Source organism: Cytobacillus spongiae (genome assembly GCF_021390075.1).
The window spans coordinates 604,669-623,725 of record NZ_CP089998.1 but is presented as its reverse complement, the minus strand read 5'-3'; the positions used below and the strand labels follow the sequence as shown (position 1 = coordinate 623,725).

Here is a 19,057-nt window from a genome sequence, read left to right as displayed (position 1 = left end):
TTCACCTCATTGAAAAATACTTTTTACAGAGAAAGCCCAAATTGCAGTAGGATTAAAGGAATACTCTTCGTTTGAATACTTGTCTAATCCGTCCACTATGATGGTCAAAAATTCCGCCTTCGTTTGAATCTCAAGCCCCGAAAGTAATTCATAATCACGTGCTAATTGTAAGAGAGCCACGAATCCATTCAGGAATTCATCTAATACCTTCTTTAGTGCCTGAGCGTAATAAGAATTCCGAGTGCTCAACACATAATACTCGTTCATGATCTTGTTGTAATAGGGATCTTGGAGTTGTTTGTTCATCATGCTCACACCATCTTCTGTGAGCTTGGTCAGGAAGTTCTCTCTCGTGTATTCCTGATGATTGAAAAAGTTGGTGAATTTTATTTCTTCAATGATGTAATCAAATAGTGTTTGAATGAGTTTTTCCTTTGAGCTGAAATAATAATAAATGGCGGGCTTCGTTATCCCTATTTCTTTCGCAATAAGAGACATGCTTGTTTGATCGAATCCTTTCTCAGCAAATAGCCGATAGGAAGTATTGAGAATATTTGTATATTTTTCTGACATAATGGACGTCCTTTCGTTATTTACTTACTGGTAGGTAAATAATAGCTTGCTAATATAAAATTGTCAATATCTTCATTTTTTATAATTTTTCAATGGTGGGTTTTTGTCTCTCACCAATGAAAAGAAGGATATTTCAAACATATATTGAATGGTATGGTTGTATAAATTAGTTACAAGGGAGAGAACAATGACCGTATTTAGTGGAACGTTTGAGAGTTCTGACATCACACTTACAATTAATAAACAAGGGGAATCTTATCGCTGTAATTTAAAAAACAAGAAGGATTATCTTGAAATGAAACATGGGGTTGGGACGGATCTAGGGAATCATCTTGTAATGGCTACTTTCAATAGTTGTTCGAACTTGATAGAGCAACCAATTATAGGAGTATGTATCTATACACCAATTGGTGATCAGCGTTCGTTGGCGGCACTATGGACTACTATCAACGATTCTTACTTGGGTTCAGGTATAGCCATTAAAAGTGATAGGAGTCCACAGCTTGAAGGTAAATATACTGTCAGGTATTTTGCACCTGAAGAAGATTCGGTCACTTTGGATGTTTACATCCATAAAGAGATAGATACCTATTCATTAAGTTGGTATTTGGGAGAAAAGCAGATCAACCAGGGAGTCGGAATTCGATTGAATGACCAACTTTTTATCGCTTGGGGAGACATGGAAATTAAATGTGAATTGCATGTATTTTCTTTTAATCCTAACGATAAAAACTCTCTGAGATGTATTTCCATTTCATCAAATACCACTCATTTAACGGAAAAGACATTTGGACGTATTGTAACGTAAAGGATTTTGTTTAAAATAAAGCTTCCTAGTGCTTAGTTATTTGCTTTTAACTACATTAAACTAGAAGTATCTTTAAGTAAAGGGGGGGGAAAGAGTAGAATCATATCAAAACTAGGGAAATTCTTAGACAAACATGATATAACAATTAGAGAGTTTTCTCTAGAATCTGGCGTGAATGAAAATACAAAAAAATATGATTTTAACATCAGTACTCCTGATACTCCAACAGGACAACACAGAGTATTTATAAACCTTAATAATCCTAGTAGACACTCGCAATTTCCTTATTTTAGACGAAAATAAATTGGGGGTCTGAAAGTATGTATGAAAGAGTTGAAGAGCAATTAAATATAAAGCTTCCAGTTGAATATGTAAATAATTATCACAAGAAGCTGAATAAGTATAACCAGCTGTTTCTGCCTGATGATAAAGAAATCGTGAGAATTAGAGAATATTGTTCTTTAGAAAATGAAGAGGATGAAAATTATTTACTAAATGTATACGGAAGAAATAAGAATATGCTCTTGGATGATTTAATCCCTTTCGCTATTACTGAATATGATGATTATATTTGTTTTTATTACAATAAAGGAAGGAATTATGAACCCTCAATTGTATATATTAGTTATGATTTAGCGTATGAAGATAGACATGAAGCTATTTTTTATATTGCGAATAGTTTTCAAGATTTCACTGGTTTGTTGAAGTAAGGTATTGAGTATTTAGTAACTTAAACGAAATTATTGAGTTAACAAAGTTTTCAGTTGGATATGAAGATTTTATCCTAGTTGCGGAAAATTTTAATTTTGGTTTGTGTGTTGAACGAACGGAATATTTTTATGAGTTAAGTATTTGGGGACTATCATAAGGAAAAATATGAGAACCTTGATTGGCTAAATGTCTTTCAAGGTTTTTTACTTTAATTTATACTAAATCAGCTGATATTTGAGTGAGACAACGACGAATAATACGTATGATGATGCGAACCAATATACAACTGATGAGAATCATCAGAAAACCACAGAGAATGTATTAAATCCTGCCGGAGATATTGTCGCATCAAGCGTTTTGATGGAAACTACAAGAATCAATACTTCTTCTATCACTATGATCTACGAGGAAGTGTGACCAATGTCGTTGATTCTGACGCCAAACGAGTCAAAGGATACGATTATGATGACTTTGGAAACATCAAAGAAGTGGGCGATAAAACGTTCCAAAACGATGTGAAGTTTACCGGAACCGTGCAGGATACCTCAACGGGCCTTCATTATATGAATTCCCGTTATTACAGTTCGGACACGGGACGATTTATCTCCCAAGACACGTATTCTGGGAACGTATTCGATCCATGGACGCAGCATTTGTATACCTACACCAGCAATAACCCGATTAACTTTGTGGATCCGACAGGCCATTATCATGTAGATCCTGATGGGAATAAGATCTTGCCAACAGGTAAATACATTGCCGCACCGAGTCAACCAAGTACTAGTTACCGAAGTACGCCAAGTAGCCATAAACAGAGTAAACCGTCCGCCCAGAGAGCGAAAGCAAAGGTACAGGCGAAATCGTCAGGATCCTCTTCCAAACGGAGATCCATGAAAAATTGGGTGGGTTCAGAATGGCCTAGATCTGGCAGGAAACGTCCCCGGTCCATTGGGAGCTGTATCCGATGGGGTGAATGCGCTGATCTATCTTGCGGATGGAGATTATCAAAACGCAGCATTAAGTGGGGTTGCGGTGTTACCAGGTGGAAGTATCCTAAAGAATGGGATTAAGGCTGGGCGGACCTCTAGTAAGTTTCTTAAGGGTACGGATGAAATTGATAAGGTATTAACAAAAAATGGAGCATTCAGGGATGCCAAGAGAAGGGCGGGAATACCTAACTCTACTCAGCACAAGAAACCTGTCAATGTTTATGATGGAACAACTGAGAATAGAAGAGTATATGAATTTGAAATAGATGGTATGAAAAAATATATCATAGAGCACCGAGAGGATAAATTCGGGAGAGGTCCTCATTTTCATGGCGCTGATGATTTAAAGGGAAGCCCATTGGAAAAAGGAAGATATAATCAGTATCCTGGACATTCCCCGGAAGAATTTGTTGAAAGAAATAAACTTCATGAATCTTACAGAGGAACCATTTTTAGATATTGAAGATAACGATTTATTTTGTAAGAATGTGTTTTCATTACTTAACACAAAGGAAAATAAGATTCAATTGCAAGGAAATAGCTATAAAGAACATATTAAAAAATCAATACAATTGTTAAATGATATTGTTGATAATATCGAAGAAACACCAAAACAAGGAAGACTATTGTTTTTTAGAGAAAACGAAATAGAAGCAGTGTTGGTTTATGTTAATGAAGTATTTAGTCACTTAAACGAAATCATTGAGTTAACAAAGTTTTCAATTGGATATGGAGATTTTATCCTAGTTGCGGAAAATTTTAATTTTGGTTTGTCTGTTGAACGAACGGAATATTTTTATGAGTTAAGTGTTTGGGGACTATCATAAGGAGAAATATGAGAACCTTGATTGGCTAAATGTCTTTCAAGGTTTTTTACTTTAATTTATATTAATGGAGACGGACAACGTGTTCAGCGGGATACAAATGGGATCATCACGAACTATGTGTATGATGAGGATGCCGTCTTGTATACAACGGATGAGAATCATCAGAAAACCACAGAGAACGTATTGAATCCTGCCGTTGATATTGTCGCATCTAAGCGCTTTGATGGAAACTACAAGAATCAATATTTCTTCTATCACTATGATCTACGATGAAGCGTGACCAATGTCGTCTATTCTGACGCCAAACGAGTAATGACAACTAAAAATAATGGAACAAGTATAAGATTAAGTCAGGTAAAAGAGGTGGGCATGACCGTCATCTATCCTTACTTGTATAATGGCACTGCCGGTATCACCGATATATGCTTGGAGAATGTCTCCTGAAAAACGGTAAACCTCTGTCACTGATAAATCATCAGGGTCAAGAGAGAATAACCTGTCGTTATTCCAATAGTAGATAGTATTCTTTGTTGTGCTGATATCAGTTGCTTCCTCTGCTAGTACGGTTTCTTCTTTTTTCTGTGTAGAAATGATCTGACCTTCTTTGAAATGAATGACCATATTGCCGTCTGTCCAAAAAGGATACCCTCGCGTTACACTTGTTTCCAGTGTCGATCCCTTGCTGGAACCCATTGGATCCTCCAAAGAAAATCCGGTAATTTTCCCATTACTTGCTAAGAATAAAGCTTCTTCACCAAGGAATGAAACAGGTCGCTCCTCAGAGGTATAATTTAACGGCATGGACCTGCTCCAATCTGAATGGGGCTGTTTTTTGACTTGCAGCAGCTGGTGGAAAAAAAGTGCCCCGATTAACAGAACGATTAACAGTAATGGAATACCAAATGCCTTCAATTTCGCTCTCAACTAATATCTCCCTCGATTCTTTCTCTATATGGTGTGAACATCATTGTGGTTCAATTTAGAATTTTACCATAATTCACATTGGAGAACACCAAATATTTCCTTTCTAAGTGATAAGTTTTTTCTTGACTTTTAGCAGCGGAGAAATTACAATGATATTGAAAATCATTCTCATTTAAACAAAAGAGTTCCCCCTCTTTCAATAGAGAGAATGGTTTATGAAAAACCCCCTTTAATCATATACAAAGGAGAGAAGCCCAAGTCAGTAACTTGGGCTTCTCTCCTTTTATGATTGCAATTGATTGCCCCTTGTCGTAAATTGTTAAAGAATGTATGTGTAAAGGAAGGAGCAGAGTAAGTGAATCATCAAGAAGATAAACGGTTCAAGGTTGCCCGGTTTGAGGCACTTATTGGGATCGCACTCGTTCTTATAAACTTTTTATGGTGGTATGGTTTTGCATTTGGAATGGGGGGGCAGGCGGTTTCAGATTATGATTGGATTCTAGGTATGCCCTCATGGTTTTTCTATAGCTGCATAGTTGGTTTTATTCTTATGGTCTTTATCGTGATGATTGTCGTAAAGTACCTGCTTACCGATATTCCTTTTGATGAGGAGGAAGATCATGAATAGTATGGCATTGATTCCCTTATTTGCTTTTTTAGTCTTGATCTTTCTAGTGGGGATATTTACGGCAAGAAAAGTAAGCAGGGCCGAATCCTTCGTTCAGGAATATTTCTTGGGAAGCCGCCAGCTTGGTGGATTTATTTTGGCTATGACCATGATTGCCACTTATGGAAGTGCAAGCAGTTTCATCGGAGGTCCGGGAGCAGCATATACATATGGTTTATCATGGGTTCTATTAGCCATGTCACAGGTTGTAACGGGTTACTTTGTCCTTCTCATCCTTGGAAAAAAGTTTGCGATAATGGCCCGTAAATACAAGGCTGTCACCCTTATCGATTACTTGCAGGGCAGGTATGGGAGCGGTAAAATCACGATACTGTCAGCCGTAAGCATTATCCTATTTTTATTCTCAGCTATGATAGCTCAATGGGTGGGGGGAGCACGGCTCATTGAATCATTAACAGGTTTATCCTATGAGAGTGCCCTTTTCCTGTTCGCTGTTGCCGTTCTTGTTTACGTTATCATCGGGGGCTTTCGGGCTGTAGCGATCACTGATGCCGTCCAAGGGGTGGTCATGCTTGGGGGGACCATCATTTTATTGGTAGCCACCATCATTGCAGGCGGTGGCATGGAAAAAATCATGTTGGAATTGCAAGCAGAAAATCCTAATCTGTTGACGCCATATGGACCGGATGGAGAATTGAGCGCCAGGTATATTTCTTCATTCTGGGTTCTTGTGGGGGTTGGCGTTGTCGGTTTACCTCAAGTGGCAGTAAGGGCCATGAGCTATAAAAGTTCGAAGTCCCTGCACAGGGCATTAATAATCGGCACGATTGTAGTCGGTTCAATCATGCTCGGAATGCATTTAATAGGGGTGATGGCAAGAGCGGTGATACCCGGGATCGAAGTGGCTGATAAGGTCATGCCCCTTCTTGCATTAGACGTTCTTCCACCATGGCTTGCCGGAATCGTCCTGGCTGCACCCATGGCCGCCATCATGTCAACTGTCGACTCCTTATTATTGATCGTATCCTCGGCCATCGTGAAAGATGTGTATATGAATTTCATCAACAAAGAGGCGAAAGAGAAACAGGTCAAAACGATAAGCTTCTGGGTGACCGGTGTAACGGGGGTGCTTGTTTTCTTAATGGCGTTAAGCCCACCTGAATTAATTATTTGGCTGAATCTGTTTTCATTCGGTGGTCTTGAAGCAGTATTCATTTGGCCTATTGTACTTGGTTTATATTGGAGAAAAGGGAACGCACATGGCGCCATGGCTTCAATGATTTCAGGACTTCTATCGTACGTCCTGTTTCACAGTTTCGCACCTAATTATCTGGACATGCACACAGTCATATTTCCGGTCATCATTTCCTTTTGCATGTATGTACTGGTTTCATTATCAACTCAACAACAATCTCGACAAGATGGATGGGGTTAACCCATCCATCTTTGTCATTGTGAAGATAATAAAGTACATTGGATGGTAGTATCAAGAAAAGGATGAATGAGACTATGAAGAAATCAGTTGTCATCATTGGTGGAGGAATTGGCGGACTCACAGCTGCTGCCCTTCTTGGGAAGGCAGATTATGATGTACTGGTGTTAGAAGCTTCCAGGGAATGGGGAGGATGCGCAGGTAAATTCCAAAGAGGGAAAGCCTTATTTCCTGTAGGGGCGACTCTTGGCATGGGCTTTGAAAATGGGGGGCTCCATAACCGGATTTTTAACTATTTGGAGGTAGAACCCCCTCATTCTCAATTGCTTGAAAGGGTCATGGATATTCATCTTCCGGACAAAACCCTGAGCTTTCACCGAAATAGGAAAGAACATGTCCATGAATTGATGAAAGTCTTCCCTGAAATCTCAGATAATCTGACGCGATTTTATTCAGAAGTATACAAGGTAGCGAAAGAAATCAGAAAGCTTATGATTTCCCTTCCGGCCCTTCCGCCTAAAACCATAGGAGAATGGAAGGGGCTCATCCTTAGCTTACGACCTGGATCCATTAGACTTCTTCCTCGACTTCAACAGACCATGATCGACTTATTGGAGAAATGTAAGCTTCACGACCACCCTTCCTTTAAGCATTTTATTGACGGCCAGCTTATTGATAGTATGCAAACAACCAGCGATCAGTGTTCATCAATCCTCGGGTGCCTAGCTCTGGATATTTATCACGAAGGAGCCTATTACCTCGAAGGCGGGCTGTTTCAAATTGCCCACACTCTTGTTAGGGCCTCAGAAACTTTTGGAGCTAAGCCGATTTTAGGCAGAAAGGTAGTTGGTATTAATTGTGACCCTCAGGATCATAAGTGGGTAGTCGTTGACCATAGAGGAAGTGAATACCGTGCAGACCATGTTATATGCAATATTCCTGTTCAATCCTTGAAAGGTCTGTTTCCTTCACACTATAGACAAAAACTAGCAGTGTATTTAGAAGGCAAAGAGAATGAAGCATTATGGGGAACCATGTCCCTCTACATGTTACTTAAAGAAGAATCAATACCAGAACATTTTCCATTGTACTCACAAATTTGCACCAGTAAAAATGGAAATATGACAGAGGGGGACCACCTTTTCCTTTCATTATCCCATCAAAATGACAGGAAGCGTGCTCCTGAAAGGTTTCGTACCCTAACCGTATCAACCCATACAAAATTGGAAAAATGGAGCACCAAAGAAAAATATGACTCTTATAAAGAAAGACTTCAGGAAAAGATGGTTCGTTCCATAGAGACGGTCCTTCCTTCGATTAGGAATGGTATGGTGGAAGTGTATCCCGGGGCACCGAAAGCCTGGGAACGATTTACAGGCCGGCCTGGAGGCATGGTCGGGGGATTTCCCCAAACCATCGACCATGCCCTATTTAATAGTCTTTCCCATAGGACTTCCTTGAAGAACATCTGGATGTGCGGCGACTCGGTCTTTCCAGGTGCGGGAACCATTGGCGTATCGGTCAGTGCCTACCATGTATTTAATTCCATTACCGGAAGAACTTTGCCGGCTTAAGCAGGTTTTTCACCGGTGCAGGTCGAATGAAGAAATGGGGTGATGAAATGTTTAAACTGACAAAGTATAGGGACGCAGCCACTTTTAAAGAGAGGGTCTATACGCTGCTCATGGAAAATGAAGCAGCCAATAACCTGCCACTTGGATTATTGAACAGTATGATATTGAGTGATAACTACAAAGATCCATTGCTTCTGTTAGTGGAAGATGAGAGTCACTCGGTGGTGGGATCATTTATTATGACGCCTCCTCATTATCTTGTCAGTACACTTAAGGTGGGAAAAGAGGATATTCAGGGAATTGTCGAACAGCTTCAAGGTTTTTGTGAAGCGAATGGAGTAACGTTTCCCGGTTTTGTTGCAGAAAAAGAAACTGCACTTCATTTAACACATGCATGGTGTCATGTTACCGGAGATCGTTTTGAGGTAAAGATGAATCAGCGTGTCTATCAATTGAATGAAGTGAATGATATTCCAATGAGTGAAGGTGATTTGGTGCCGGTACAGAAGGGGCATGAACAAATCCTTGCCCGGTGGATCTATGGGTTTGTCCAGGATACCGAAGTTCTTCCCATGAGTTATGATGAGGCCTTGGAGAGGGCGGGGGATATGATTGAAAATGAATCCTATGTGTATTTTTGGCAAGTGAATGGAGAACCGGTCTCCATGGCAAGGGGAGCAAGAAGAACGGAAAATGGCATAACGGTAAACTTTGTATACACCCCCCTAAATCAAAGGAAAAAGGGGTATGCTTCTTCTGTTGTAGCGGAATTGAGCCGGTTATTACTCAAGGATTATTCTTTCTGCACCCTCTATACGGACCTTGATAATCCCACTTCCAACAAGATCTATAAAGAAATCGGTTACAAGCCCGTTTGTGATTCCTTGATGATATCGATTGCATGAACCGCTTCATGAAACAGTGAATAATAAGTTATATAAACAGTTGACATTAGAGATGAAAGGGATTAGTATAATAGACAATTAATTAAATGAGCGAACGGCTTTGACGAAGAGGAGTACCTTTGATCGACACTAAAGAGAGCTGGTGGTTGGTGCGAACCAGTGTGAACGATCTTAGGGAATGGACTTCCGAGCTTCCAAACCGAAATCATGGAGAGTAGGCTTTGGCGAATGTCTTATCGTTACAAAAGACGCGTATTCAAGCTATAGCTTCGATACGATTGAGTGGACTGTTTAGGCAGTCAACAAAGGTGGCACCACGGGTATCTCGTCCTTTACATGATGTAAATGGATTTGAGATGCTCTTTTTTTTATAACTAAATACTGATAAATCGTAGAGTAAGAGGAGTACATTCAAGTGATGCATGACAGAGAGCCGGGGATGGTGAGACCTTGGCATGATAGCTTGTCTGGAATGGACTTATGAGAGACGGTCTGAATAACAGTAGGGCTGTACGGAATTCCGCCGTTAAAGGGATAGAGTATCGGGTAAAAACGCCCCGTACTTGAAACAAGAGGGGATGTCGTTTGTGCATCCCAACAAGAGGTGGCACCGCGGTCAGCATCGTCCTCTATGAACAGGTTTTTCTGTTCATAGGGGACTTTTTTTTATTTTTTTATTGTAAATAGTAAACTGGAGGATTGGACACGATGAATCAGCTAGCAGTGAATTATGTAGTGAAAGAATTAAACGGAGATATCTTTACACCCATATCCCTTTTTCAATCATTAAAGGGTAAAAAGAAATTTTTATTGGAAAGTTCATTGAAGCATGAACAATCCGGGAGGTATTCCTTTGTGGGAAGTGATCCATTTCTTGAATGCAGAGCGTATGGAAATACCGTTCATTTACAAAAAAACTCGACAACTGAAAGAGAAATAATAGAGGGAGATCCCATTGAAATCATACAGGGACTTATTCCTTACCACGATCTGAAGGATGTCCCGTTCCCTTTTGCCGGTGGGGGAATCGGGTATCTTGGATATGACGTGATCAGGCTATATGAGGAAATCGGGATAACCCCACAGGACGAATTGGGGATGCCGGACATACATTTAATGTTTTATGAGAAAGTCATCGTTTTCGATCATCTTGAGCACAAAGTCTTTATTGTCGCCATGAATGATTGGACAGAAGAAACGAAGGAATGCCTTGATGGAAAGGTACTAGAAGTGGAAAAGGAGCTTTCCAGTGTGTACTTAGAAAGTCATAAAGAAAAACTCAGTCGGCTTTCATTTCATTCTCAAACGTCGAAAAGTGAATTCATGAAGAAAGTAGAGACAGCAAAAAAATCGATCCGGGAAGGAGAGATATTCCAGGTCGTACTGTCCCAGCGACTGCAGGCCGCCTTTTCTGATGATCCCTTCTTATTTTACAGGTCTTTAAGAAAATCAAATCCATCACCCTATATGTTCTTTATCGATTTCGAAGAGTATGTCGTGTTGGGTGCATCACCCGAAAGCCTGTTGAAAATTCAGGGGAGGGAGATCACGACAAACCCTATCGCCGGAACACGGCCTAGAGGGAAAACACAACAAGAAGATGTGGAGCTTGAGAGGGAATTACTTACAGACGAGAAAGAGATTGCTGAACACCGGATGCTGGTGGACCTGGGGAGGAATGACTTAGGCAGGGTATGTGAGATCGGCTCCATTTCCCTTTCCAAATATTTAACGATAGAAAGATATAAATATGTTATGCACATCGTTTCAGAGGTAAAAGGCGTATTGAAAGAGGATGTTACCCCACTTGAGGCATTAACAAGCTGTCTGCCGGCAGGTACTGTCAGCGGGGCGCCGAAGATCAGGGCGATGCAAATCATCAATGAGTTGGAAATCAGAAAGCGGGGAGTATACTCGGGAGCCGTCGGCTATATCGGGGTGAATGGGAATCTGGATTTTGCCCTTGCAATCCGGACGATGGTCCTTAAAGATAAAACAGCATATGTTCAAGCAGGTGCCGGGATTGTTTATGATTCAGATCCAGCCAGCGAGTATGAGGAAACGATGAATAAAGCAAAATCATTACTGGAGGTGACGGGATGATTCTTCTTATCGATAACTATGATTCCTTTACGTATAACCTGTATCAATATATTGAAGAACTTGGTGAAGACGTCCTCGTGAAACGAAATGATGAAATTACTTTGGAAGAGATCAAGAAATTGAACCCGTCGGGGATCATTTTATCTCCAGGTCCGGGGAAGCCGGAAAATTCGGGGGTCTGTATCCCGATTATACAGAATCTTCACGCTAGTGTGCCGATTCTCGGGGTATGTTTGGGTCATCAGGCAATTGGAACGGTATTCGGTGCAACAATCGAAATAGCCGGCAAAGTCATGCATGGTAAAACTTCCCTGATCAAACACAGTGGAGGAGGATTATTCGATTATCTGCCTCAGCCTTTGGAGGTCATGAGATATCACTCCCTGGTGATTAAGAAAGGGACGCTGCCTCCACCTTTAGAGACTGTGGCCATGGCCATGGATGATGGAGAAATCATGGCGATCAAGCATATGAAGCATCCATTATTCGGGGTCCAGTTCCACCCGGAATCCATCGGGACGAAGACAGGGAAGAAAATCATTCAGAACTTTATAAATGAGATGAGAAAGGAGAATAACCGTGAAACCATATCTACAAAAGCTATCTAGCGGTCATTCCTTAGAAAGAGATGAGATGAGAAGAGCAGTTCAGGAAGTCTTCCTTGAAGAGACGACAGAGAGTCAGATTGCCTGTTTCCTAACCCTTCTGAAAATGAAAGGGGAAACGGTTGATGAAATGACGGCTCTCGTGGAAGTATTGAGGGAGAAAGCAATGCCGGTTATGAGCACCATGCCGGATGTAATGGATAACTGCGGCACAGGAGGGGATGGATCTCAGAGCTTTAATATCAGTACAACAAGCGCATTTGTCCTTGCCGGCGCAGGAGTAAAGGTAGCGAAACATGGGAACAGAAGTATATCAAGTAAAACAGGAAGTGCGGATGTATTGGAACATTTAGGGATCTCCCTCGATTTCCAGTCCCATGAAATTGAAAAGCTGCTGAATGAATCCAATATAGCCTTTTTATATGCTCCATTCGTTCATTCAGGATTGAAAAGGGTGATGAACATAAGAAAGGAAATGAAGATTCCAACTATCTTTAATTTGATTGGCCCCCTGACCAATCCGGTCCACCTGGAGACGCAGCTGGTGGGGGTTTTCAGAAGAGATAAATTGGAAACGGTGGCCAGAGTATTACATGAATTGGGCAGAAAGCGCGCGATTGTACTGAACGGGGCCGATTACATGGATGAAGCCTCTTTAGCTGGGGAAAATCACCTTGTTCTCCTTGAGAATGGTGAACTGACTTCACTCACTCTGACAGGAGAAGATGTAGGACTACCACATTATTCAATGGATGAGATTAGAGGCGGGGATGCCAGAGAGAATGCCAGAATTCTACAGGAAGTATTAGAAGGAAAACCTGGGGCCTATACCGATACAGTCCTCCTCAATGCAGGAATTGCCCTCTATGCACATGGGAAAGCCTCCACCTTTACAGAAGGTGTGAAGCTTGCAAGAGAAAGCATCGAAAGCGGCCGGGCCAATGAAACCTATCAATCCGTGGTTCATTTCAGCCGACAACGAAGAAAGCAGGTGATTTAATTGTCTACCATTCTGGAAACGATCATTGAAGTGAAGAAAAAGGAAGTGACACAGTTAAAGAATGAAGGATATGCATCCTACCAACATGGAAGTGTACCACCTCCATCATTATTCCAAACCCTGAAGGCGGCATCAAGACTGCAGGTCATTGCCGAAATAAAGCGGGCATCTCCATCAAAAGGAGATATACGAACAGAAGTGGATCCTGTTGTTCAGGCAAGGAAATATGAAGAAGCCGGAGCCTGTGCCATTTCAGTGTTGACCGATTCTCAATTCTTTAAAGGGAGCATGGAAGATCTGGCAAATGTTCGCAGAGCCGTCAGTCTCCCTATTCTGTGTAAAGACTTTATCATTGATGAAATACAGATCGACCGTGCAAAGGACGCCGGGGCAAATGTCATCCTTTTGATCGTAGCGGCTTTAGAGAATGAAAGACTGCGAGAATTATATTCATATGCTGCAACATGTGATCTGGAAGTGTTAGTGGAGGTTCATCATGCAGAAGAAATGAAGGCAGCGATTGAGTTGGGTGCAAACATGATTGGTGTGAATAACCGTAACCTCAAGACCTTCGAAGTAGATCTTCACGCCACTGAAGAACTCGGAACAATGATCAAGGGGAAGGATGTCGTCTTCATCAGTGAGAGTGGCATAAGGAATGAGGATGATTGCACAAGGGCAGTAAATGCAGGGGCTAACGGTGTTCTAGTGGGTGAAACCTTAATGAGAAGTCACGATCCAGCTGCTAAACTGAAGTCTCTTCAAGTAAGTAAAGGTGTGGCGAAATGACAAAAGTGAAAATATGTGGAATCAGAAACGAAATGGAAGCTCGCTGGGCACTTGAAGCCGGCGCTGATGCACTGGGGTTTGTGTTCGCAGAAAGTAAAAGGAAAATTGATGTAGAATCTGCAGCGCATATATGTGCTGGACTCCCATCTGAAGTGATGAAAATAGGCGTGTTTGTAAATGAAACGAAAGAGTTCCTCGAAGAAATCTATAGGGACGTGAATCTGGATTATGTTCAGCTCCATGGAGATGAATCGGCAGATTTTTGTCATGATCTCGGTCTTCCCTATATCAAAGCGATTGGAGTAAAGGAAAAAGAAGATTTAGTGGGAGTTGGACACTTTGGTGGTGGATTGATTCTGTTGGATAGTGGAAATGGACCATACCGGGGAGGCAATGGGACGACGTTCGACTGGAGTTATGCCGATGCTTCGACCTACCATCAACAGATGATCCTTGCAGGAGGGCTTACAGCGGAGAATGTCAGGGAAGCCATTACGAAGGTCCGTCCCTATATGGTCGATGTTTCAAGCGGAGTAGAGACGGAGGGAAGAAAGGATCGGAAAAAGATTCAATCTTTCATCCGGGAAGCGAAGAGTTTGTAAGGTCTTAATTGAACTGAATGGAGGAATGTAAATGATTTACGCACAACCAGATCAAAAAGGGTTATTTGGACAATTTGGAGGAAGGTTCGTCCCCGAATCCTTGATGAAGGCCGTTCAGGAATTGGAAACGGCTTATGATGAAGCGGTACAGGACCAAGAATTCCAAGAGAAGTTTCAAAACTATTTAAAAGATTATGTGGGAAGGGAAAATCCACTCTACCTGGCTGAAAATCTAAGCAGACAGGTGGGAGGAGCAAAAATCTATTTAAAGCGTGAAGATCTAAATCATACGGGAGCCCACAAGATAAACAATACAATCGGCCAGGCACTCCTGGCAGAACGCATGGGTAAAAGAAAAATCGTCGCTGAAACAGGAGCTGGACAGCACGGTGTCGCCACCGCTACCGTATGCGCACTTTTAAACCTTGATTGCGTCATTTTCATGGGGGAGGAAGATATCAAGAGACAGAAGTTAAATGTTTTTCGAATGGAACTTCTAGGTGCGAAAGTCGTAAGTGTGACACAGGGAAGCGCCACATTAAAAGACGCAGTCAATGAAGCCTTGCGATATTGGGTGGCAAATGTCGAAGACACTCATTATATCATGGGGTCCGTATTGGGGCCCCATCCGTTTCCAAAGATGGTTCGGGATTTTCAAAGTGTCATAGGGAAAGAAACGAAGCGTCAATTTATTGAAAAGGAACAGCGTCTGCCAAAGGCCATTGTAGCCTGTGTTGGCGGTGGAAGTAACGCAATCGGCATGTTCCACCCCTTTTTAGAAGATAAAGAAGTGGATTTATACGGTGTGGAAGCAGCAGGAAGCGGGGTTGAAACCGATCAACATGCAGCCACATTAACGAAAGGGTCTGTCGGTATCCTTCATGGAAGCATGATGTATTTGCTGCAAAATGAGGAAGGGCAGATACAAGAAGCACATTCCATATCAGCAGGCCTCGATTACCCGGGCGTTGGACCGGAACACAGCTATTTAAAGGAGATTGACAGAGTTCAATATACAGCTGTTTCTGACGTGCAGGCGCTGGCTGCCTTTAAGCAATTATCCCAGACGGAGGGGATTATACCTGCACTGGAAAGTTCCCATGCCGTAGCGTATGCAGTGAAACTAGCGGCAACCATGGAGAGTGAAGAATCAGTGGTGATTTGTCTGTCCGGCAGAGGGGATAAAGATGTAGAGCAAGTAAAGGAGTTACTGGGAGGTAGTCAACATGGGTAAATCATTTCTAGATAACAAGCTTCAAGGAGAAATGGAAACTGGAAATAAATTGTTCATCCCTTATGTGATGGCTGGAGATGGAGGGATTGAGTCCTTAATTTCAACTCTCAAAATGCTCGAAGATGCCGGTGCGACTGCGATTGAAGTGGGGATCCCTTTTTCAGATCCCGTAGCCGATGGTCCGATTATCCAGCAGGCAGGAAAACGTGCCCTGGAAAAAGGAACGTCACTTCAAAACGTTTTTAACCTGCTGAAGAAAAGGAGAGCAGAAATAGGGATTCCAATACTATTCATGACTTACGTAAATCCTGTTTATCAATATGGGGTAGAACGATTCTTTCAGGATTGTGCTGTTGCAGGGGTGGACGGTGTGATCATTCCTGACCTGCCACTTGAACATCATGATTTAGTGAAACAGCCGGCAAATGAAAATGAGATCGCCATCATACAATTGGCAACACTGACGAGTCCAATAGAAAGAATCCGGAAGTTGGCTTCCGTGACAGAAGGGTTCCTTTATGCGGTTACAATCAACGGTATTACCGGAACGAGAGAAGGATTTGAAGACACCGTTTCAGATCACTTGACCAGGCTGAAAGAAAACAGCCCCGTCCCGGTACTTGCGGGCTTCGGAATATCAACACCGGAACATGTGAAGAAAATGAGTGCGAGCTGTGATGGCGTTGTCGTTGGAAGCAAAATCATCGAACTGATACAGCTTGGGAAGTTAAATGCCATCAAAGAATTAATCGATGCAACAAAATCTTCTGCGCTTCATTCGTGAAGATGGCAGAGATATTTGTAAAAGCTGGATTAACAGATTCTAAAGGAGTGTTAAAAAAAGGTAAATAGTCTTCTTTTTCTTCTGAAAGTCAGTATGATAAAGGTGTAGTTGAACAAAGCATCATAACAGGAGGCTATTTAAAATGAAAAAATGGTTATTAATGTTGATGACAGCTCTATCAGTAGTGACATTTGCAGCCGGATGCAGCGGCGACTCCGAGGAAGACACAGGAACGGAAACGGAAGAAAACATGGAAGAAGAAAGCGGTACAGAGGAATAATCCATGACAGCCAGCCCTTATAGGGCTGGCTTTTTCATTTATAGAACGGTACATAAAAGAATAAAAACCTTGTATATACCGACTATTTCTATTAATCTGACAATACAAGACATATTCGATAGTGAGGTCAAAAGGATGACGATACCACCTAGATTAACGATGGGTGACACCATTGGCATTTGTTCCCCGTCTTCTCCTGTGGCAGCTCATTGCCCAAAGAGGCTGAAGCGGGGAATGGAAGAACTTAAGAGATTGGGCTTCAATGTGAAAGTGGCGCCAAACACATTAAAATTACAAGAATATATGGCAGGTACCATCGATGAAAGAGTGGACGATCTTCATGATTTATTTAAGGATAAAGAAGTAAAAGCCATCATCACTACCATAGGAGGAACCTGTTCTCACCAGCTCCTGGAACATCTTGACTTCGGACTGATTGAACAAAATCCGAAGATCTTTTTAGGATACAGTGATATAACGGCTCTTCATCTAGCTATCTATAAGAAGACAGGACTTACCACTTATCTGGGACCGGCTGTCCTTCCCCAATTTGGCGAGTTTGGCGGGTTATTGACGTATACGAGGGACCATTTCTTTCAAACGTTCGTAAAAGGTGAAAGGGCGAAATATGACTCTTCTTCCGATTATGTAATGGAACATTTATGGTGGGATGAAGAAGATGATCGATTGAGGGAGAAAGTAAGCAATGAAGGGCCACGGGTTGTAAAAGCAGGCAAAGCGGAAGGGAAGATTATCGCTGCCAATATGGGAACCATGCTCCTTCTGGCAGGGACCGAATACTTTCCTGAATGGAAGGGATCCATATTATGTATTGAAGATGATCCGGATGAAACCCCGTCATCCATCGACCGCTACTTAACCCAATTAAGACATATGGGGGTTTTGGCGGAAATCAATGGGCTAGTCGTTGGAAGGTTTCATGATCATGTGGGTTTTAAAGAAAATCAACTAGCTGAGATCTTATCCCGTGTCACGGAAGGATACGAAATTCCTGTCGTCACAGACCTTGACTTCGGCCACACGGACCCCATGTTCGTTCTGCCAAACGGAATACAGGCAGAAATAACAGTAAATGAAAAACAAATCGATTTTCGCCTGAAAGAAAATCCGGTATCTTGAGGGGGAGTTCACTTGATTGAAAGAAAACTGAATACGGTTTTCATCCCGGTCGCAAACCTGAAAGAGTCTGTAGATTGGTATGGGGAGGTGCTCGGATTTGAAAAGGATCCGGAGCAATATCAATACATCGATAAGCTGCCGGTGTATACTTTCCAGATGGGTGAAACATCTCTTACTCTTGAAGAAGAGAAGGGATATACGTCATCTGCTTCCAGCGTCCCTCTATGTAATTTTCATACGGGACAAATTGAGGAAGTAAGAAAAAGCTTTCAAGAAAAAGGAGTAAGAATAGAGTCGGAACTCACTACATTTGTTGATTTTTCTTATTTCAACTTCAGGGATATCAATGGGAATTTACTGATGATTTGTACAGGGTAGAAGAAGGCTAACAGAAATACATGAAACCTCCTGAGGGCTGTTTTCTTCAGGAGGTTTTTTATTCCTTATTTTACGCATTTTACACAGACCGTTAATGCTGGCCTTACTTTCTTATAGGAAAGTGTAATGTCTTTGAAGCCCGCTTCATGAAGGGCGTCCGAAATCCTTTCCCCATATTGTATCGCCCTGCTGTCCCTCTCTTCTTCACCTCTTGGTTGAACAGTAATGACCAGGATGCCGCCTGTTTTCAGCATGTCGTATAGATGTGACAGCGATTTTTTCTGATTATTCCACAATGGATAGTTATTGACGGAGAAGATACGGTCATACTTGGCGTCGTTTATCCGGAAATGACTGATATCATGGACGAATAGGCGGGCTCTCCCTTTTTCGATGAAGGTAGCATTTTTATTCCATGCAGTATCCTTCATCGTTTCAGATATATCCACCCCATCCACAGAAGTTCGAGGGAAACGTCTGCATATGTGATGTATACAATATCCTGGTCCATACCCGACTTCAAGGACACGGTCCCCGTCTTGTAGAGATAATTGCCTGATGGACCAATTATTTATTTTGCGGTTATCAACTTCCATTATTTTTCCGACAAACCAGCCGAGTACTCCATTCGGGCGTTTGAACTGCTTTTGGAGGGAAAACACGGGTGTCACCTCTTTTCCAATCTTTTGTATTCAAAAAAAATCATGTATATTCCTCTTTCCACCAATTCAATCACGTCAAACGTAAACATTCTGTTGCAAAATGTAGAAA

General features: G+C 41.7%; 23 protein-coding genes, 1 pseudogene and 2 other annotated features. Of the genes and pseudogenes, 21 read left to right on the top strand and 3 right to left on the bottom strand.

Annotation, left to right across the window (positions count from 1 at the left end; genetic code table 11):
- Nucleotides 1-6: 6 nt before the first annotated feature.
- The gene (locus LS684_RS23715; protein ID WP_233812081.1) at nucleotides 7-573 is read right to left on the bottom strand and encodes a TetR/AcrR family transcriptional regulator; all 567 of its coding nucleotides are present in this window, start codon (nucleotides 571-573) and stop codon (nucleotides 7-9) included.
- A gap of 187 nt (nucleotides 574-760) precedes the next feature.
- Between LS684_RS23715 and LS684_RS23710 the strand changes: the two genes are divergently transcribed.
- The 7 genes and pseudogenes from LS684_RS23710 (at nucleotide 761) to LS684_RS23690 (ending at nucleotide 4,181) form a co-directional block, all read left to right on the top strand.
- Nucleotides 761-1,381, top strand: coding sequence for a hypothetical protein (locus tag LS684_RS23710; RefSeq protein ID WP_233812080.1), 621 nt, complete (start codon nucleotides 761-763; stop codon nucleotides 1,379-1,381).
- A gap of 320 nt (nucleotides 1,382-1,701) precedes the next feature.
- On the top strand, nucleotides 1,702-2,091 hold the full coding sequence (locus tag LS684_RS23705) for an SMI1/KNR4 family protein (RefSeq protein ID WP_233812079.1): 390 nt from the start codon (nucleotides 1,702-1,704) through the stop codon (nucleotides 2,089-2,091).
- A gap of 20 nt (nucleotides 2,092-2,111) precedes the next feature.
- Nucleotides 2,112-2,249: pseudogene (locus LS684_RS24385) on the top strand (YxiF family protein); the annotation flags it as partial.
- Between the two features lie 256 nt (nucleotides 2,250-2,505).
- Entirely contained in the window at nucleotides 2,506-3,162 is a 657-nt protein-coding gene (locus LS684_RS24380; protein WP_489886022.1) for an RHS repeat-associated core domain-containing protein, read from the top strand.
- Nucleotides 3,125-3,544, top strand: a complete 420-nt coding sequence (locus LS684_RS23700) for an HNH/endonuclease VII fold putative polymorphic toxin (RefSeq protein ID WP_233812078.1) — start codon at nucleotides 3,125-3,127, stop codon at nucleotides 3,542-3,544. The genes LS684_RS24380 and LS684_RS23700 overlap by 38 nt, the downstream gene beginning before the upstream one ends.
- Entirely contained in the window at nucleotides 3,510-3,908 is a 399-nt protein-coding gene (locus LS684_RS23695) for a YxiF family protein (protein ID WP_233812077.1), read from the top strand. The genes LS684_RS23700 and LS684_RS23695 overlap by 35 nt, the downstream gene beginning before the upstream one ends.
- 21 nt (nucleotides 3,909-3,929) lie before the next feature.
- Entirely contained in the window at nucleotides 3,930-4,181 is a 252-nt protein-coding gene (locus LS684_RS23690) for a hypothetical protein (RefSeq protein ID WP_169215155.1), read from the top strand.
- A 72-nt stretch (nucleotides 4,182-4,253) separates the two neighbouring features.
- On the opposite strand, the gene LS684_RS23685 is transcribed toward LS684_RS23690, so the two are convergent.
- On the bottom strand, nucleotides 4,254-4,832 hold the full coding sequence (locus LS684_RS23685; protein WP_233812076.1) for a hypothetical protein: 579 nt from the start codon (nucleotides 4,830-4,832) through the stop codon (nucleotides 4,254-4,256).
- 355 nt (nucleotides 4,833-5,187) lie between these two features.
- Between LS684_RS23685 and LS684_RS23680 the strand changes: the two genes are divergently transcribed.
- From LS684_RS23680 to LS684_RS23615, 14 genes are all read left to right on the top strand, one after another.
- Nucleotides 5,188-5,460 (top strand): YhdT family protein, encoded by a 273-nt coding sequence (locus tag LS684_RS23680; RefSeq protein ID WP_233812075.1) that lies wholly within the window; start codon nucleotides 5,188-5,190, stop codon nucleotides 5,458-5,460.
- The gene (gene panF, locus LS684_RS23675; RefSeq protein WP_233812074.1) at nucleotides 5,453-6,895 is read left to right on the top strand and encodes a sodium/pantothenate symporter; all 1,443 of its coding nucleotides are present in this window, start codon (nucleotides 5,453-5,455) and stop codon (nucleotides 6,893-6,895) included. The genes LS684_RS23680 and panF overlap by 8 nt, the downstream gene beginning before the upstream one ends.
- A gap of 74 nt (nucleotides 6,896-6,969) precedes the next feature.
- A complete protein-coding gene (locus tag LS684_RS23670; protein WP_233812073.1) occupies nucleotides 6,970-8,466 on the top strand; it encodes a phytoene desaturase family protein in 1,497 nt (498 codons plus the stop codon).
- A 26-nt stretch (nucleotides 8,467-8,492) separates the two neighbouring features.
- Nucleotides 8,493-9,371, top strand: a complete 879-nt coding sequence (locus LS684_RS23665; RefSeq protein WP_233812072.1) for a GNAT family N-acetyltransferase — start codon at nucleotides 8,493-8,495, stop codon at nucleotides 9,369-9,371.
- 91 nt (nucleotides 9,372-9,462) lie between these two features.
- Nucleotides 9,463-9,707 (top strand) — a binding site (T-box leader).
- Nucleotides 9,708-9,754: 47 nt separating this feature from the next.
- Nucleotides 9,755-10,004, top strand: a binding site (T-box leader).
- Nucleotides 10,005-10,079: 75 nt separating this feature from the next.
- A complete protein-coding gene (trpE, locus tag LS684_RS23660; protein WP_225003393.1) occupies nucleotides 10,080-11,474 on the top strand; it encodes an anthranilate synthase component I in 1,395 nt (464 codons plus the stop codon).
- Nucleotides 11,471-12,082 carry an anthranilate synthase component II gene (locus tag LS684_RS23655; protein WP_169215148.1) on the top strand — a complete coding sequence of 204 codons (612 nt, stop codon included), beginning with the start codon at nucleotides 11,471-11,473 and terminating at the stop codon, nucleotides 12,080-12,082. Before trpE ends, LS684_RS23655 begins: the two co-directional genes overlap by 4 nt.
- Nucleotides 12,054-13,079 carry an anthranilate phosphoribosyltransferase gene (gene trpD / locus LS684_RS23650; RefSeq protein WP_233812071.1) on the top strand — a complete coding sequence of 342 codons (1,026 nt, stop codon included), beginning with the start codon at nucleotides 12,054-12,056 and terminating at the stop codon, nucleotides 13,077-13,079. The genes LS684_RS23655 and trpD overlap by 29 nt, the downstream gene beginning before the upstream one ends.
- Entirely contained in the window at nucleotides 13,080-13,868 is a 789-nt protein-coding gene (trpC, locus tag LS684_RS23645; RefSeq protein WP_169215146.1) for an indole-3-glycerol phosphate synthase TrpC, read from the top strand.
- Nucleotides 13,865-14,470, top strand: a complete 606-nt coding sequence (locus LS684_RS23640; RefSeq protein ID WP_233812070.1) for a phosphoribosylanthranilate isomerase — start codon at nucleotides 13,865-13,867, stop codon at nucleotides 14,468-14,470. Before trpC ends, LS684_RS23640 begins: the two co-directional genes overlap by 4 nt.
- Nucleotides 14,471-14,501: 31 nt before the next feature.
- Nucleotides 14,502-15,704 (top strand): tryptophan synthase subunit beta, encoded by a 1,203-nt coding sequence (gene trpB, locus LS684_RS23635; protein ID WP_225003389.1) that lies wholly within the window; start codon nucleotides 14,502-14,504, stop codon nucleotides 15,702-15,704.
- On the top strand, nucleotides 15,697-16,488 hold the full coding sequence (gene trpA / locus LS684_RS23630; protein WP_233812069.1) for a tryptophan synthase subunit alpha: 792 nt from the start codon (nucleotides 15,697-15,699) through the stop codon (nucleotides 16,486-16,488). The genes trpB and trpA overlap by 8 nt, the downstream gene beginning before the upstream one ends.
- 142 nt (nucleotides 16,489-16,630) lie before the next feature.
- Complete coding sequence (locus tag LS684_RS23625; protein ID WP_169215142.1) at nucleotides 16,631-16,768, top strand: hypothetical protein; 138 nt, start codon at nucleotides 16,631-16,633, stop codon at nucleotides 16,766-16,768.
- Between the two features lie 135 nt (nucleotides 16,769-16,903).
- Nucleotides 16,904-17,908, top strand: a complete 1,005-nt coding sequence (locus tag LS684_RS23620; RefSeq protein ID WP_233812068.1) for a S66 family peptidase — start codon at nucleotides 16,904-16,906, stop codon at nucleotides 17,906-17,908.
- 12 nt (nucleotides 17,909-17,920) lie between these two features.
- Nucleotides 17,921-18,286, top strand: coding sequence for a VOC family protein (locus tag LS684_RS23615; protein WP_233812067.1), 366 nt, complete (start codon nucleotides 17,921-17,923; stop codon nucleotides 18,284-18,286).
- A 65-nt stretch (nucleotides 18,287-18,351) separates the two neighbouring features.
- Here the strand turns inward: LS684_RS23615 and LS684_RS23610 are convergent, their stop codons facing one another.
- Nucleotides 18,352-18,948 carry a class I SAM-dependent DNA methyltransferase gene (locus tag LS684_RS23610; RefSeq protein WP_233812066.1) on the bottom strand — a complete coding sequence of 199 codons (597 nt, stop codon included), beginning with the start codon at nucleotides 18,946-18,948 and terminating at the stop codon, nucleotides 18,352-18,354.
- Nucleotides 18,949-19,057: the final 109 nt, after the last annotated feature.